At 63.1% G+C, this 16,358-nt stretch carries 9 protein-coding genes; all 9 read left to right on the forward strand.

Annotation, left to right across the window (positions count from 1 at the left end):
* Window positions 1-8: 8 nt before the first annotated feature.
* The 9 genes from HX875_RS03615 (at window position 9) to HX875_RS03655 (ending at window position 16,302) form a co-directional block, all read left to right on the forward strand.
* Window positions 9-605 carry a cysteine dioxygenase gene (locus tag HX875_RS03615; protein WP_177041702.1) on the forward strand — a complete coding sequence of 199 codons (597 nt, stop codon included), beginning with the start codon at window positions 9-11 and terminating at the stop codon, window positions 603-605.
* Window positions 606-737: 132 nt separating this feature from the next.
* Window positions 738-1,385, forward strand: coding sequence for a glutathione S-transferase family protein (locus tag HX875_RS03620; RefSeq protein WP_177041704.1), 648 nt, complete (start codon window positions 738-740; stop codon window positions 1,383-1,385).
* A gap of 25 nt (window positions 1,386-1,410) precedes the next feature.
* A complete protein-coding gene (gene metC, locus HX875_RS03625; protein ID WP_177041706.1) occupies window positions 1,411-4,125 on the forward strand; it encodes a cystathionine beta-lyase in 2,715 nt (904 codons plus the stop codon).
* 108 nt (window positions 4,126-4,233) lie between these two features.
* Complete coding sequence (tpx, locus tag HX875_RS03630) at window positions 4,234-4,734, forward strand: thiol peroxidase (RefSeq protein ID WP_177041708.1); 501 nt, start codon at window positions 4,234-4,236, stop codon at window positions 4,732-4,734.
* A 230-nt stretch (window positions 4,735-4,964) separates the two neighbouring features.
* Window positions 4,965-6,272 (forward strand): MdtA/MuxA family multidrug efflux RND transporter periplasmic adaptor subunit, encoded by a 1,308-nt coding sequence (locus HX875_RS03635; protein ID WP_177041710.1) that lies wholly within the window; start codon window positions 4,965-4,967, stop codon window positions 6,270-6,272.
* Window positions 6,269-9,370, forward strand: a complete 3,102-nt coding sequence (locus tag HX875_RS03640) for an MdtB/MuxB family multidrug efflux RND transporter permease subunit (protein WP_177041712.1) — start codon at window positions 6,269-6,271, stop codon at window positions 9,368-9,370. The genes HX875_RS03635 and HX875_RS03640 overlap by 4 nt, the downstream gene beginning before the upstream one ends.
* Entirely contained in the window at window positions 9,367-12,474 is a 3,108-nt protein-coding gene (locus HX875_RS03645) for an efflux RND transporter permease subunit (RefSeq protein ID WP_177041714.1), read from the forward strand. The genes HX875_RS03640 and HX875_RS03645 overlap by 4 nt, the downstream gene beginning before the upstream one ends.
* On the forward strand, window positions 12,471-13,949 hold the full coding sequence (locus HX875_RS03650) for an efflux transporter outer membrane subunit (protein ID WP_177041716.1): 1,479 nt from the start codon (window positions 12,471-12,473) through the stop codon (window positions 13,947-13,949). The genes HX875_RS03645 and HX875_RS03650 overlap by 4 nt, the downstream gene beginning before the upstream one ends.
* Window positions 13,950-14,208: 259 nt before the next feature.
* Window positions 14,209-16,302, forward strand: coding sequence for a putative bifunctional diguanylate cyclase/phosphodiesterase (locus HX875_RS03655; protein WP_177041718.1), 2,094 nt, complete (start codon window positions 14,209-14,211; stop codon window positions 16,300-16,302).
* Window positions 16,303-16,358: the final 56 nt, after the last annotated feature.

Consider the following 16,358-nt stretch of genomic DNA (forward strand, 5'->3'; position numbering starts at 1 on the left):
ACCTCGTCATGAGTACCGCAAACCGTGCCGCCGTTATCGAAGACTTCCTGCAGCAGATCCGCGTCATCAACCAGCGTGGCGTAGACCGCGCGGCCCTGGTGGAAATCGTCGGCCTGCTGGAAACCCTGGCCGAGCGCCGGGACCTGTTCAACTTCAGCGAATTCCCCGCGCCGGTACCGGGGCAGGGCAGCACCGCGTTCCGTTATCGCCTGAACGACGATGGCGACACGCCGACCCTGTACCTGAACTCGCTGCTGCCGGGCAAAAGCACCATCCCCCACAACCATGAAACCTGGGCGATCATCAGTGCCGTTGAAGGCCAGGAGATCAACTACGTGTATGGCCGCAACGATGAAGGGCGTGACGCTGGCTTCACCACCTTGACCCTCGAGAAAGAAGTCATCGTGCAGCCGGGTACTTCCATCTCGTTCCTTGGTGAAGACCTGCACGGGATTCGCGTCGAGGGTGAGCAGGCGACCTTGCACTTCCACCTGTACGGCTTGCCGCTGGAATCCCTGAATGGCCGTTATGGCGTTGAAGCGGACGGGCGGATTCTCAACTACAACGCCTCGCAGATGGCCCCTTCAATCCGGGCCTATGCCTGAAAACGCTGCTCATGTGCGGCGAAAGTCGCTTTATGTGGGAGCTGGCTTGCCTGCGATTGCATCGACGCGGGTTACCTGATTCACCGCATCGCCTGCGTCGCAGGCAAGCCAGCTCCCACACCAGGGGTTTTTATGATTGATCTGTATTACTGGCCTACGGGCAACGGCCTGAAAGTCGGCATCCTGCTTGAAGAACTGGAGGCGGAGTACCGCCTGATTCCGGTGAACATCCGCGAAGGCGCGCAGAAGCAGGAAAGCTTCCAGCGCATCAGCGCGAATGGGCGGATTCCGGCGATTGTCGACCACAGCCTTGAAGCACCACTGAGCCTGTTCGAATCCGGGGCGATCCTGAATTACCTGGCCGACCAGGCCGGGCGTTTCCTGCCGCCCGCCGGCACCGCCGAGCGTCAGAAAGTCCAGGAATGGCTGTTCTGGCAGGTGGGGCATATCACCCCGTACCTGAGCCAGTTGCAGCTGTTCAAGGAGAAGGCCCCGGAACCGATTCCCTTCGCCCTGGACCTGCTGAACGCCGAAGCCACGCGCCTGTATCGGGTGCTGGAGCAACGCTTGGCCGAGGTGCCGTACGTGGCGGGCGAGTACTCGGTGGCCGACATGGCGATCTTCCCGTGGATCCAGCCACTGCGCCAAGGCCAGGACCTGGCGGACTACCCCAACATCCAGGCCTGGCGCCTGCGGATCAAGGCGCGCCCGGCGGTCCAGCGGGCGTATGCCAAGGGGCGTGAAGTCGCCGCCGGCGAGCGCTCGTTGGCCTTGCAGTAATTCATCTCTTTTTTGCGGGATTTTCATGAGCCAGACCATCACACCCGGGCAATTGCAACAATGGCTGTTCGACGGCCAGGAAATCGCCCTGTTCGACGTACGCGAGCACGGCCAGTACGGCGAGGCCCATCTGTTCCACGGGGTGAACCTGCCCTATAGCCGCCTGGAGCTGGAAGTGCAGCGTCTGGCGCCGAATCCTCAGGTGCGCCTGGTGATCTACGACCAGGATGGCGGCGCTGTGGCTGCGCGCACGGCGTTGCGCTTGCAGGCGTTGGGCTACAGCCATGTGCATGTGCTGCAAGGCGGCGCGGACGGTTGGCAGGCAGCGGGCTTGCAACTGTTTGCCGGGGTGCATGTGCCGTCAAAAGCCTTTGGCGAGTTGGTGGAAGAGGCCAGCCATACGCCTCATGTCACTGCGCAGCAGCTGGCGGACTGGCAGGCCACGGGCGAGCCGCTGGTGGTCCTGGACGGCAGGCCGTTCGATGAATACCGCAAGATGACCATTCCGGGTTCCATCTGCTGCCCTAACGGTGAGCTGGGCTACCGCGTGCACGACCTGGTGCCGGATGAAACCACGCCGATCGTGGTCAACTGCGCCGGTCGTACCCGCAGCATTATCGGCGCCCAGACGTTGATCAACCTGGGCGTGAAGAACCCGGTGTATGCGTTGGAAAACGGTACCCAGGGTTGGTACCTGGCGGACTTCAAGCTGGAACATGGCAGCACCCGGCGTTATGCCGATCAGGTCTCCACTGATCTGGTGCAGCAGCGCGAGGCCGCCCGGCAATTGGCGGAGCGCGCCGGGGTGGTCAGCGTCGCGGCGGAGCAGGTTCGCCAATGGGCGGCGGATCCAGCTCGTAGCCTGTTCCTGTGCGATGTGCGCACCGCCGAAGAGTTTGCCGCCGGCAGTCTGCCGGGGGCGCAACATACCCCGGGCGGGCAGTTGATTCAGTCCACCGACCTGTACATCGGCGTGCGTCAGGCGCGGGTGGTACTGGTGGACAGCGACGGTGTGCGTGCGCCGATTGTCGCCAGTTGGCTGCGGCAGTTGGGGCATGAGGCGTATGTGCTGGAAGAGGGTGTCCAGAGTGGGCTGGCGCTGCCGGTCACGCAGGCGGTGCCGTTCAAGGCATTGCCATTGATCTCGGCACAGGCGCTGGCGGATGCCTTGAACGATAACGCGGTGGACCTGGTGGACCTGCGCCCGAGCATGACCCATCGCAAGGGCCGGATTGCTGGTTCGCGCTGGTCGATTCGTTCGCTGTTGACCGCCGGTGTGCGCCCGTTGGTGCTGCTGGCTGATGACCCTGCACTGGCGGCTTTTGCCGTGCTGGAGTTGGGCGAGGACGTGCGTTTGCTCGACGGCGGCTATGCCGCGTGGGTCGCTGCCGGGTTGCCGGTGATTGAGGACGCACAAACCCCACCGGATCATCAGTGCATCGACTTCCTGTTCTTCACCCACGACCGCCACAGTGGCAACAAGGACGCCGCCCGCCAATACCTGGCCTGGGAAATCGGCCTGCTGGCGCAGATGAGCGAGGCGGAAATCGCCAGTCTAAAACCGTTGGCCCCGGCGTCGCGGGTGCGGACCCGGCTGATCCATGCGGCGCGTACCGAAGGCGGCAATGGCGGTCGGGCGGTGAACATCCCCATCACCCGCCTGAGCACTGTGCTCTTCGACAACCTGGCCCAGATGCGCGATGCGCGTTCCCGGCGCGACAGCGAGCGCGTCCTGAGCTACGGCGCGCGGGGCAATCCCACCGCGTTTGCCCTGGAAGACCTGGTCACCGAGCTCGAAGGCGGCTACCGCACACGGTTGTATGGCACCGGCCTCGCTGCAGCGGCGCAGACGTTCCTGGCCTACTTGCGGCCCGGCGATCACGTGCTGATCACCGACGCGGTGTATTCGCCGGTGCGCAAGCTGGCTCGCGAGTTCCTCCAGCCGTTCGGTATCGAAGTCAGCTATTTCGCCCCGGACGGCAGCGACCTGGAAGCGCAGCTTCAGGCCAACACCAAAATGGTCTACGCCGAAACGCCCGGTTCACTGCTGTATGAACTGTGTGACCTGCCTGCGATTGCCGCCCTGTGCAAGCCGCGTGGGATTCTGCTGGCGGTGGACAACACCTGGGGCTCGGCCTACCTGTACCGCCCGCTGGCGTTGGGCGCCGACATCTCGATCATGGCCCTGACCAAATACCTCGGCGGCCACAGCGACGTGATGATGGGCAGCGTCTGCACCACGCAAGAGGCATGGCCGGCCCTGGCAAAAATGAGCGACACCTTTGGCAATGCGGTCAGCGCCGACGATGCTTACCTGATCCTGCGTGGCGCGCGCACCCTGGCTTCCCGGCTGGACGTGCACGAGCGTCAGGCGCTGGCGATTGCGCAATGGTTGCAGGTGCAGCCGCAGGTCAAGCGGGTGTTTCATCCGGCCTTGCCCGAGCACCCGGGGCATGCGCTGTGGAAGCGTGATTTCAGCGGCAGTAATGGTTTGCTGTCGTTTGAACTCAACAGCGCGGACGGCGGTTATGTCGAACGGTTTATCGACGGCTTGCAGTTGTTTGGCCTGGGTGCGTCCTGGGGCGGCTTTGAGAGCCTGGTGACCCTGGCCGACACCCAGGATCGCCAGAGCGCTGCCGATCGTGGACTGAACCCGGTGGTGCGTCTGCATGTGGGGCTGGAGGATGTGGAAGCGTTGGTTGAGGATTTGCAGCGGGGGTTCGTGGCGGCGGGGCGTTGAGCTGCGCTCCATGACAATTTGCGTCCGACCATAGGTGCCCATCGAACTTTGTGTTTAACTTCGGCACCTGAAATTCGTTTCACTACCACCACTAGAAGGATTCCGTTCATGGCTCAAGTTACCCTCCGAGGCAACCCTGTCCAGGTCGAAGGCGATTTGCCGAAAGTCGGCGCCAAGGCGCCAGACTTCACCCTGACTGCTGGCGATCTGTCTGACGCAACCCTGGCAACCTTTGCCGGCAAGCGCAAAGTGCTGAACATCTTCCCAAGCGTTGATACCCCGACCTGCGCCACTTCGGTTCGCAAGTTCAACGCTCAGGTCAACGACGTGAGCAACACCGTGGTGCTGTGCATCTCCACTGACCTGCCATTCGCCCAGGCGCGCTTCTGCGGTGCCGAAGGCCTGGAAAACGTGAAGAACCTGTCGGACTTCCGTGAGGCGGCATTTGCTGTCGACTACGGTGTTGCGCTTGCTGATGGCCCGCTGCGCGGCCTGACCGCCCGTGCCGTCGTGGTGCTGGACGAAAATGACAACGTGCTGCACAGCGAACTGGTCAGCGAAATCGGCCAAGAGCCGAACTACGAAGCAGCCCTGGCTGTTTTGAAGTAACTGTTGCTACGCATTACTGTCGTTTTGCAGTAACACGCGTGATGCAGTATTACGGCCTGGCCTAGTCCAGGCCGTTTTTATTTGTGCTTCAGACGCTTAGCCGGATAGCGAATGGACTAAGCAAAGAAGTTAAAAGTTGTAATCCAAGGTAAATAGCCGGTAAAGGCGCTTTTCTTAACGCGCCCCAGTGCTTATCTTTCAGCCTCCCAAAGAAGAAGCTCTCGCGCCCAATGGTTGATCACTCCATGCAATCCACCCCTCGTCACTCCCGTCGCTGGCTGTTCGGCCTGCTCGTGCTGCTGGTTATTGCCGGCCTGTGCTGGAAATTCTGGCCCGGCAGCCATAAAGACAGCGCCGAGAAGAAGCCCGCCGGGCATGCCGGCAAGTCGGGCATGATGCGCCCGGGCTTTGGTGGTGCTACCGGCCCGGTGCCGGTACGTGTGGCGCCTGCGGTGCTGGGTGAGTTCCCGGTTTACTACAAGGCGTTGGGCACGGTCACCGCATTGAACACCATCAATGTGCGCAGCCGGGTAGGGGGAGAGCTGGTCAAGATCGCCTTTGAAGAAGGGCAGATGGTCAAGGCCGGTGACCTGCTGGCGGAAATCGACCCGCGCAGTTACCAGAATGCCTTGCTCCAGGCCCAGGGCACGTTGCTGCAAAACCAGGCCCAGCTGAAAAACGCCCAGGTCGACGTGCAGCGTTATCGCGACCTGTATGCCCAGGACAGTATCGCCAAGCAAACCCTGGACACCGCCGAAGCGCTGGTGCTGCAGTACCAGGGCACAGTCAAGACCAACCAGGGCGCGGTGGATGACGCCAAGCTCAACCTCGAATTCACCAAGATCCGCGCCCCGATTACCGGGCGTGTCGGCCTGCGTCAGGTGGACGTGGGCAATCTCGTCGCCGCCAACGACACCACCTTCCTGGCCGTGATCACCCAGACCCAGCCCATCAGCGTGGTCTTCACGCTGCCGGAAAACACCCTGGAAACCGTACTGGCGCGTTATCACGCCGGCAACAAGTTGCCGGTGGAAGCCTGGGACCGTGGTGACGTGGCCCTCAAGGCCCGCGGCGTGTTGCAGAGCCTGGACAACCAGATCGACGTCACCACCGGCACCCTGAAATTCAAGGCACGCTTCGATAACAAGGACCAGGCGCTGTTCCCCAACCAGTTCGTGAATGTGCACCTGCTGGCCGACACCCTGCACAACGTGGTGCTGGCACCGTCGGCGGCGATCCAGTTCGGCAACACCGGCACCTTTGCCTACGTGCTCGATGGCGACAAGAAGGTCAAGGTGCGCCCGCTGGTGATCGGTGATTCCGACGGCGACAACACCGTGATCAAGGAAGGCCTGGCCGCCGGCGACCGCGTGGTACTCGAAGGCACCGATCGCTTGAAAGACGGCAGTGAAATCGAAGTGGTCAACGACAGCAGCGAGGTGCCGACCACTCCGACCGAACACCTCCAGGGCCAACCGGCAGCCAAGACGCAGCAAGGCCCGGCTGATGCCGGCAAGGCGCAAAAGGGCGGCGCATGAACCTCTCGCGGCTGTTCATCCTTCGCCCGGTAGCCACTACCCTGAGCATGCTGGCCATTATTTTGGCCGGCGTGATCGCCTACCGCCTGTTGCCGGTGTCGGCCTTGCCCCAGGTGGATTACCCGACCATCCGGGTGATGACCCTGTACCCCGGCGCCAGCCCGGACGTGATGACCAGCGCGGTGACGGCGCCCCTGGAGCGCCAGTTCGGGCAAATGCCCGGCCTGACCCAAATGGCGTCCACCAGCTCCGGCGGCGCCTCGGTGCTGACCCTGCGCTTCAACCTCGACATCAATATGGATGTCGCCGAGCAACAGGTGCAGGCTGCGATCAACGCCGCCACCAACCTGTTGCCCAAGGACTTGCCGGCGCCGCCGGTGTACAACAAGGTCAACCCGGCGGACACCCCGGTGCTGACCCTGGCCATCACCTCCAAGACCATGCTGTTGCCCAAGCTCAATGACCTGGTCGACACCCGCATGGCGCAGAAGATCGCGCAGATCAGCGGCGTCGGCATGGTCAGCATCGCCGGCGGCCAGCGCCAGGCGGTGCGGATCAAGGTCAACCCCGAGGCCCTCGCGGCCAACGGCTTGAACCTCTCGGACGTGCGCACCCTGATCGCCGCCTCCAACGTCAACCAGCCCAAGGGTAACTTCGACGGCCCCACGCGGGTCTCGATGCTTGACGCCAACGACCAGTTGGTCTCGCCCAAGGAATACGCCGAGCTGATCCTGGCCTACAACAACGGCGCGCCGTTGCGGCTCAAGGATGTGGCGCAGATCGTCGATGGCGCCGAGAACGAACGCCTCGCCGCCTGGGCCAATGAAAACCAGGCCGTGCTGCTGAACATCCAGCGCCAGCCCGGGGCCAACGTCATCGAGGTGGTGGACCGGATCAAGGCGCTGTTGCCGAGCATCACCGACAACCTGCCGGCCGGCCTGGACGTAACGGTGCTCACCGACCGTACCCAGACCATCCGGGCCTCGGTCACGGACGTGCAACACGAATTGCTGATCGCCATTGCCCTGGTGGTGATGGTGACGTTCCTGTTCCTGCGCCGTTTCAGCGCGACCATCATTCCGTCCATCGCCGTGCCACTGTCCCTGGTGGGCACTTTTGGGGTGATGTACCTGGCCGGCTTCTCCATCAACAACCTGACGCTGATGGCCCTGACCATCGCCACCGGCTTTGTGGTGGATGACGCCATCGTGATGCTGGAGAACATCTCCCGCTATATCGAGGAGGGCGAGACCCCGCTCAATGCAGCGCTCAAGGGCGCCAAGCAGATCGGCTTCACCCTGATTTCCCTGACCCTGTCGCTGATCGCGGTATTGATCCCGTTGCTGTTCATGGCCGATGTGGTGGGGCGCCTGTTCCGTGAATTCGCCATCACCCTGGCGGTGGCGATCCTGATTTCCCTGGTGGTGTCCCTGACCCTCACGCCGATGATGTGCGCGCGCTTGCTCAAGCGTGAACCCAAGGAAGAGGAACAGGGCCGTTTCTACAAGGCCAGCGGCGCCTGGATCGACTGGCTGATCGAAGCCTACGGGCGCAAGTTGCAGTGGGTGCTCAAGCACCAGCCGTTGACCCTGCTGGTGGCCATCGCCACCCTGGGCCTGACGGTGGTGCTGTACCTGGCGGTGCCCAAGGGCTTCTTCCCGGTGCAGGACACCGGCGTGATCCAGGGCATTTCCGAAGCGCCACAGTCGATTTCCTTTGCGGCCATGAGCCAGCGCCAGCAGGAGTTGGCGAAGATCATCCTCGAAGACCCGGCGGTGGAGAGCCTGTCCTCCTATATCGGGGTGGACGGTGACAACGCCACCCTTAACAGTGGCCGCTTGCTGATCAATCTCAAGCCCCACGGCCAACGGGACCTCAGCGCAGCGCAGATCATCACGCGCCTGCAGCCGCAGCTGGACAAGCTGGTGGGTATCCGCCTGTTCATGCAGCCGGTGCAGGACCTGACCATTGAAGACCGTGTGAGCCGCACCCAATACCAGTTCAGCATGTCCTCGCCGGACGCGGAGTTGCTGGCCCTGTGGAGCGACAAGCTGGTACACGCCCTCAGCCAGTTGCCGGAACTTTCCGATGTTGCCAGCGACCTGCAGGACAAAGGCCTGCAGGTGTACCTGGTGATCGACCGCGACGCCGCTTCGCGCCTTGGCGTGACGGTGTCGACCATCACCGATGCGCTGTACGACGCCTTCGGCCAGCGGCAGATTTCCACGATCTATACGCAGGCCAGCCAGTACCGCGTGGTGTTGCAGGCCCAGTCGGGTGAAACTCTCGGCCCGGCCGCCCTGAACCAGATCCATGTGAAAACCACCGACGGCGGCCAGGTACGGCTGTCGAGCCTGGCCCATGTGGAACAGCGCCAGGCCCAGTTGGCGATCGCGCATATCGGGCAGTTCCCGGCGGTGATGATGTCGTTCAACCTGGCCCCCGGCGTGGCGCTGGGCAAGGGCGTGGAACTGATCAACCAGACCCAGAAAGACATCGGCATGCCGGTGGGCGTGCAGACCCAGTTCCAGGGCGCGGCCCAGGCGTTCGAGGCGTCGCTGTCGAGCACCTTGCTGCTGATTCTGGCGGCGGTGGTGACCATGTACATCGTGCTGGGTGTGCTCTACGAGAGCTACATCCACCCGATCACCATTCTCTCGACCCTGCCGTCGGCAGCGGTAGGGGCCTTGCTGGCCTTGCTGCTCAGTGGCAACGACCTGGGGATGATCGCGATCATCGGCATCATCCTGCTGATCGGTATCGTGAAGAAGAACGCGATCATGATGATCGACTTCGCCCTCGACGCCGAGCGCAACCAGGGCCTGGACCCGCAAACCGCGATCTACCAGGCGGCGCTGCTGCGCTTCCGGCCGATCCTGATGACCACCCTGGCCGCGCTGTTCGGTGCCGTGCCGTTGATGCTCGCCACCGGCTCCGGTGCGGAGCTGCGCCAGCCCCTGGGCCTGGTGATGGTCGGCGGGCTGCTGGTGAGCCAGGTATTGACCCTGTTCACCACCCCGGTGATCTATCTGTATTTCGACCGCCTGGGGCGTCGCTGGCGCAAAGAACCGGTGCGTCTGGAGCCGGTTGAGTCATGAACCTGTCCGGACCTTTCATTCGCCGGCCCGTAGCTACCATGCTGTTGAGCCTGGCGATCATGTTGCTGGGCGGCGTGGCCTTCAACCTGTTGCCGGTGTCGCCGCTGCCGCAGATCAACTTCCCGGTGATCGTGGTATCCGCCAGCTTGCCCGGGGCCAGCCCCGAGGTCATGGCCTCCACGGTGGCGACGCCGCTGGAGCGCTCCTTTGGCGCCATTGCCGGCATCACCACCATGAGCAGTTCGTCGAGCCAGGGTTCGACCCGGGTGATCCTCGCGTTCGACTCCGACCGCGACATCAACGGCGCGGCCCGGGAAGTGCAGGCGGCCATCAACGCTTCGCGCAACCTGTTGCCCAGCGGCATGCGCAGCATGCCCACCTATAAGAAGGTCAACCCGTCCCAGGCGCCGATCATGGTGTTGTCCCTGACGTCGGACGTGTTGCCCAAGGGCCAGCTGTACGACCTCGCCTCGACCATCCTGTCCCAGAGCCTGTCCCAGGTGCCGGGCGTGGGTGAAGTGCAGATCGGCGGCAGCTCCTTGCCCGCCGTGCGGATCGAACTTGAACCCAAGGCCCTCGACCAGTACGGCGTGGCCCTGGACGATGTGCGCAACACCATTGCCAACGCCAACGTGCGCCGGCCCAAGGGCTCCCTCGAAGACAGCGAGCGCAACTGGCAGATCCAGGCCAACGACCAGTTGGAAAAGGCCAAGGACTACGAACCGCTGTTGATTCGCTACCAGAACGGCGCAGCCCTGCGCCTGGGCGACGTGGCCAAGATCAGCGACGGCGTGGAGGACCGCTACAACAGCGGCTTCTTCAATAACGATTCGGCGGTGCTGCTGGTGATCAACCGCCAGTCCGACGCCAACATCATCGAGACGGTCAAGCAGATCAAGGCCCAGTTGCCGGCGTTGCAGGCGGTATTGCCGTCCAGCGTCAAGCTGAACCTGGCCATGGACCGTTCGCCCGTGATCACCGCCACCCTGCATGAAGCCGAGATGACGCTGCTGATCGCCGTGGCGCTGGTGATCCTGGTGGTGTACCTGTTCCTCGGTAACTTCCGCGCCTCGTTGATTCCTACCCTGGCGGTGCCGGTGTCCCTGGTGGGCACCTTTGCCGTGATGTACCTGTTCGGCTTTTCCCTGAACAACCTGTCGCTGATGGCGTTGATCCTTGCCACCGGCCTGGTGGTGGACGATGCCATCGTGGTGCTGGAGAACATTTCCCGGCATATCGATGACGGCGTGCCACCGATGAAGGCGGCGTACCTGGGGGCCCAGGAAGTCGGGTTCACCCTGCTGTCGATGAACGTGTCGCTGGTGGCAGTATTCCTGTCGATCCTGTTCATGGGCGGGATCGTCACCAACCTGTTCCGCGAATTTTCCATCACCCTGGCGGCGGCGATCATGGTCTCGCTGGTGGTGTCGCTGACCCTGACCCCGATGCTCTGCGCCCGTTGGCTCAAGCCTCATGTCCCGGGGCAGGAAACCGGCTTGCAGCGCTGGAGCGAGAAGGCCCACACGCGCATGGTCGCCGGCTACGCCCGCAGCCTCGACTGGGTGCTGCGCCATCGGCGCCTGACCCTGCTCAGCCTGTTGATCACCATCGGTGTCAACGTGGCGCTGTACGTGGTGGTGCCGAAAACCTTCATGCCCCAGCAGGACACCGGCCAGTTGATCGGTTTTGTGCGCGGCGATGACGGGCTGTCGTTTGGCGTGATGCAGCCGAAGATGGAGATCTTCCGTCAGGCCGTGCTCAAGGATCCGGCGGTGCTCAGCGTGGCCGGTTTTATCGGCGGCAACAACGGCACCAATAATGCGGTGATGCTGGTGCGGCTCAAGCCCATCAGCGAGCGCAAGATTTCTGCCCAGGGTGTGATCGAGCGGCTGCGCAAGGATGTGCCGCTGGTACCGGGCGGGCGCTTGTTCCTGATGGCTGACCAGGACCTGCAGTTTGGCGGCAGCCGCGACCAGTCCAGTTCGCAATATTCCTACATCCTGCAAAGCGGTGACCTGGCGGCCTTGCGCCTGTGGTACCCGAAAGTGGTCGAGGCGTTACGCGGGTTGCCGGAACTGACTGCCATCGATGCCCGTGAAGGCCGTGGCGCCGCGCAGGTGACGCTGGTGGTCGACCGTGACCAGGCCAAGCGCCTGGGCATTGATATGAGCATGGTCACGGCGGTGTTGAACAACGCCTATAGCCAGCGGCAGATTTCCACCATCTATGACAGCCTCAACCAGTACCAGGTGGTGATGGAGGTCAATCCGAAATATGCCCAGGACCCGATCACCCTCAATCAGGTGCAGGTGATAACCGCCACGGGCGCCCGCGTCCCGTTGTCGACCATCGCGCATTACGAAAACAGCCTGGCCGATGACACGGTGCGGCATGAAGGGCAGTTCGCTTCGCAGAACATCGCGTTCGACATGGCCCCCGGTGTCACGGTGGAGCAGGGCACTGCGGCCATCGAGCGTGCCGTTGCCAAGGTCGGCTTGCCGGAGGAAGTGATTGCCAAGATGGCCGGCACCGCCGATGCCTTCGCCGCCACGCAAAAAGGCCAGCCGTTCATGATCCTCGGTGCGCTGGTGGCGGTGTACCTGGTGCTGGGGATCCTCTACGAGAGCTACATTCACCCGCTGACCATCCTCTCGACCTTGCCCTCGGCAGGTGTCGGCGCGCTGTTGTCGATCTACGTGCTGGGAGGCGAGTTCAGCCTGATTTCCCTGCTGGGGTTGTTCCTGTTGATCGGGGTGGTGAAGAAAAACGCGATCCTGATGATCGACCTGGCGCTGCAACTGGAACGCCACGACGGCATGAGCCCGCTGGAATCGATTCGCGCCGCCTGCCTTGTGCGGTTGCGGCCGATCCTGATGACCACCCTGGCGGCGATCCTTGGCGCCTTGCCGTTGCTGCTCAGCACTGCCGAAGGCGCGGAAATGCGCCAGCCGCTGGGCCTGACGATTATCGGCGGCCTGGTGGTCAGCCAGATCCTGACCCTTTACACCACGCCTGTGGTTTACCTTTATCTCGACCGCCTGCGCCACCGTTTCAACGGTTGGCGCGGAGTGCGTACCGATGCTGCCCTGGACACTGCGCTATGACCGATCCAACGTTTCCCTCCGTGCAACGTCTGGCCATGACTCGCGGCTCCAGGCTGCTGGGCCTGGCCCTGTGCGGCGCGATGCTCAGCGCCTGCGCCGTCGGCCCGGATTACAAGCGCCCCGAGCTGACCGAGCCTGCCCAGTACAAGGAGGCCGAGGGCTGGCGCCAGGCGGCGCCCAGCGACTCGTTGGCCCGGGGGGCCTGGTGGGAGCTGTATGGCGACAAGCAACTCAATGAGCTGGTAGAGAAACTCAACAGCTCCAACCAGACCGTGGCCCAGGCCGAGGCGCGTTATCGCCAGGCTGCATCGCAGGTGCGCAGTGCCCGTGGGGCGTTCTTCCCGACCGTCGACCTGAGTGCCGGGAAAACCCGCGCCAGTCAGGGCACCGGCAGCAGTAACGCCAGCCTGAGCAGTTCCAGCAGCGGCATCCGCGACACCCTGAACACCCAATTGGGCGTGAGCTGGGAAGCCGATATCTGGGGCAAACTGCGCCGGGGCCTGGAAGCCAATGAAGCCAGCGCCGAAGCGAGCGCAGCGGACCTGGCGGCAATGCGCCTGAGCCAGCAGTCCGAACTGGTGCAGGATTACCTGCAACTGCGGGTGATGGACGAGCAGACCCGTTTGCTGCAAGCCACGGTGGACACCTACCAGCGCTCCCTGCAAATGACCCAGAACCAATACCGCGCCGGTGTCTCGGGCAAGGACGCCATCGCCCAGGCCCAGACCCAACTGAAAAGCACCCAGGCCAGCATGATCGACCTGATCTGGCAGCGCGCGCAGCTGGAAAACGCGATTGCCGTGCTGATCGGTGTGCCGCCGGCCAACTTCAACCTGGCGGTGAGCAAGGACATCCCGGCCCTGCCGCAGATTCCGGTGAGCCTGCCGTCGCAACTGCTGGAGCGCCGCCCGGATATCTCCCAGGCCGAGCGCTCGGTGATCGCCGCCAACGCCAACATCGGCGTGGCCAAGACCGCCTATTACCCGGACCTGACCCTGAGCCTGGCCGGTGGCTATTCCAGCAGCACCTACGCCGACTGGATCAGCCTGCCGAACCGCTTCTGGTCGGTGGGGCCGAAACTCGCCATGACCCTGTTTGACGGCGGCCAGCGTTCGGCGGAAGTCGACCGCGCCGAAGCGTCCTACGATGAAACCGTGGCCAAGTACCGCCAGACCGTACTCGACGGTTTCCGCGAGGTGGAAAACTACATGGTCCAGCTCAAGGTCCTGGAAGACGAGGCGGTGGTCAGCAACGAAGCCCTCGATGCCGCCCGGGAATCCCTGCGCCTGACCCAGAACCAGTACAAGGCCGGTTTGATCGCGTATCTCGATGTGGTCACCGTGCAAGCCACGGCCCTTAGCAACGAGCGCACGGTGCTGACCCTGCTGCAAACCCGGCTGGTGGCCAGTGTGCAGCTGATCGCCGCATTGGGCGGTGGTTGGGACGGGCAGATGCAGTTGAGCGACAAGAAATAAGCACGTCACAATCCCTGTGGGAGCTGGCTTGCCTGCGATGGCATCACCTCGGTGTAACTGAAAAACCGAGTTGTCTGCATCGCAGGCAAGCCAGCTCCCACAGTTGATCCTGGTGTTTATTGAGTCAGGTGTTTGACGTCAAATTGCCAGTAATGGCTATACGACAATATTTCAGGTGTACAAGAATTATTCTCGCTACAATCCCTGACTTTTCAGCCCGGCACGGATGCCGTTCGGCCCATTGGTCACGAGAAGTCCCATGCTCACCGGTAGTTATTCCCCCGCCCTTGTCCTGATTTCCCTGTTTGTCGCGATCCTCGCGTCATATACCGCGCTGGACCTCACCGGGCGCATTGCCACGGCCAAGGGCCGCGCGGTGTACCTGTGGATGGGCGGCGGTGCGCTGGCGATGGGCGTGGGCATCTGGTCGATGCACTTTATCGGCATGCTCGCCTTTCGCCTGCCCATCAGCCTGGGCTATGACGTCGACATCACGGCGCTGTCATTGCTGATCGCAATCCTTTCCAGTGGTTTTGCCTTGTGGCTGGTGAGCCAGCCGCGCCTGCCGGCGTGGCAGCTGGCATTTGGCGCGTTGATCATGGGCGCCGGCATCAGCGCCATGCACTACACCGGCATGGCCGCCATGCGCATGACCCCGGGTATCGACTACGACCCCACGCTGTTCACCGCGTCCTTGCTGATTGCCGTCGGGGCGTCGGCGGCGGCCTTGTGGATTGCCTTCAACCTGCGGCGCAACACGCCATACGTGCGCTTGGCCCGGGGCGGGGCGGCGATGGTGATGGGCGTGGCAATCGTTGGCATGCACTACACCGGCATGGCCGCCGCGCGGTTCGCCGATGGCAGTTTTTGCGGTGCGGCCCTGAACGGCCTGAGTGGAAAAGGCCTGGACAACCTGGTGCTGGTGACCACCCTGGCGGTGCTGAGCATTGCACTGCTGACGTCTCTGCTGGACGCCCGCCTGGAGGCCCGCACTGCGGTGTTGGCCGATTCCCTGACCCAGGCCAACCAGGAACTCACCCACCTGGCCCTGCACGACATGCTCACTGGCTTGCCCAACCGCACCTTGCTCGCCGACCGGATTCAGCAAGCCATACAGCGGGTGAACGAAGAGGGCGGCTGCTTCGCATTGATGTTTATCGACCTGGACGGCTTCAAACCGGTGAACGACGCGTTCGGTCACCACATGGGCGACCAGCTGTTGCAGCAAGTCGGCCTGCGCCTGCGGGAAGACTTGCGCAGCCATGACACCCTGGCCCGTATCGGCGGTGACGAGTTCGTGTTGCTGGTGCAGTTGGGCCAGCCTGACGATGCGTTGCGTCTGGCCGAGCGCCAGGTGGGCCTGATCAACCAGGCTTTTCGCGTGGCCGAGCATGAGCTGAAAATCTCCGCGAGCATCGGAATCGCGCTGTTCCCCGGCAACGGCGGCACGCCCCAGGAATTGCTGATGAACGCCGACGCGGCTATGTATCACGCCAAGGGCATGGGCAAGAACGGCTACAGCTTTTTCGACATCTCCATGAACACCAACGCGCGCAAGCAACTGCAACTGCTGCAGGATTTGCGCAACGCCGTGGAGCACGAGCAGTTCCGGTTGTATTACCAGCCCAAGTTCGACGCCATCAGCGGTCGCCCGGTGGGCGCCGAGGCGTTGCTGCGCTGGGAGCACCCGCAACAGGGCCTGTTGTTGCCCGACAAGTTTATCGAGCTTGCGGAAAAGACCGGGTTGATCATTCCCATCGGCGACTGGGTGCTCAATGAAGCCTGCCGCCAGATGCAGGTGTGGTACGCCCAGGGCTATCGCGACTGGCGCATCGCGGTGAATCTTTCGGCGTTGCAGTTCTGCCATGCCGGCTTGGTGAAGAGCGTTGCCAATGCCCTGGAGCGCCACCGCTTGCCGGCCAACAGCCTGACCCTGGAAATCACCGAAACCACCGCCATGAGCGATGCCGATGCGAGCATGACGGTGTTGCAGAAGCTCTCGGACATGGGCGTCGACCTGTCCATCGACGACTTTGGCACCGGTTATTCGAGCCTGATGTACCTCAAGCGCCTGCCGGCCAACGAGCTGAAAATCGACCGGGGGTTTGTGCGCGACCTGGAGCACGACAGCGACGACGCCGCCATCGTCTCGGCCATCGTCGCCCTCGGCCAGGCCCTGGGCTTGCGCATTGTCGCCGAAGGGGTTGAGACCGACTCACAGCAAAGCTTCCTCACGCGCCTGGGCTGTGATTCGTTGCAGGGCTATCTGCTGGGGCACCCGTTGCCGGCCGAGGGGTTCATGGCCGATATCCAGCGCGCCGAGCAGGTGGTGAGTGCACATTCGGCGACGTGAGCCCATGCAAAACCTGCAGGGCGCAGGTAGTATTGGATCCATCAGCTCACGTTGAA

The sequence above is a fragment of the Pseudomonas yamanorum genome (assembly GCF_013386765.1).
Classification (GTDB): Bacteria; Pseudomonadota; Gammaproteobacteria; order Pseudomonadales; family Pseudomonadaceae; genus Aquipseudomonas; species Aquipseudomonas yamanorum_A.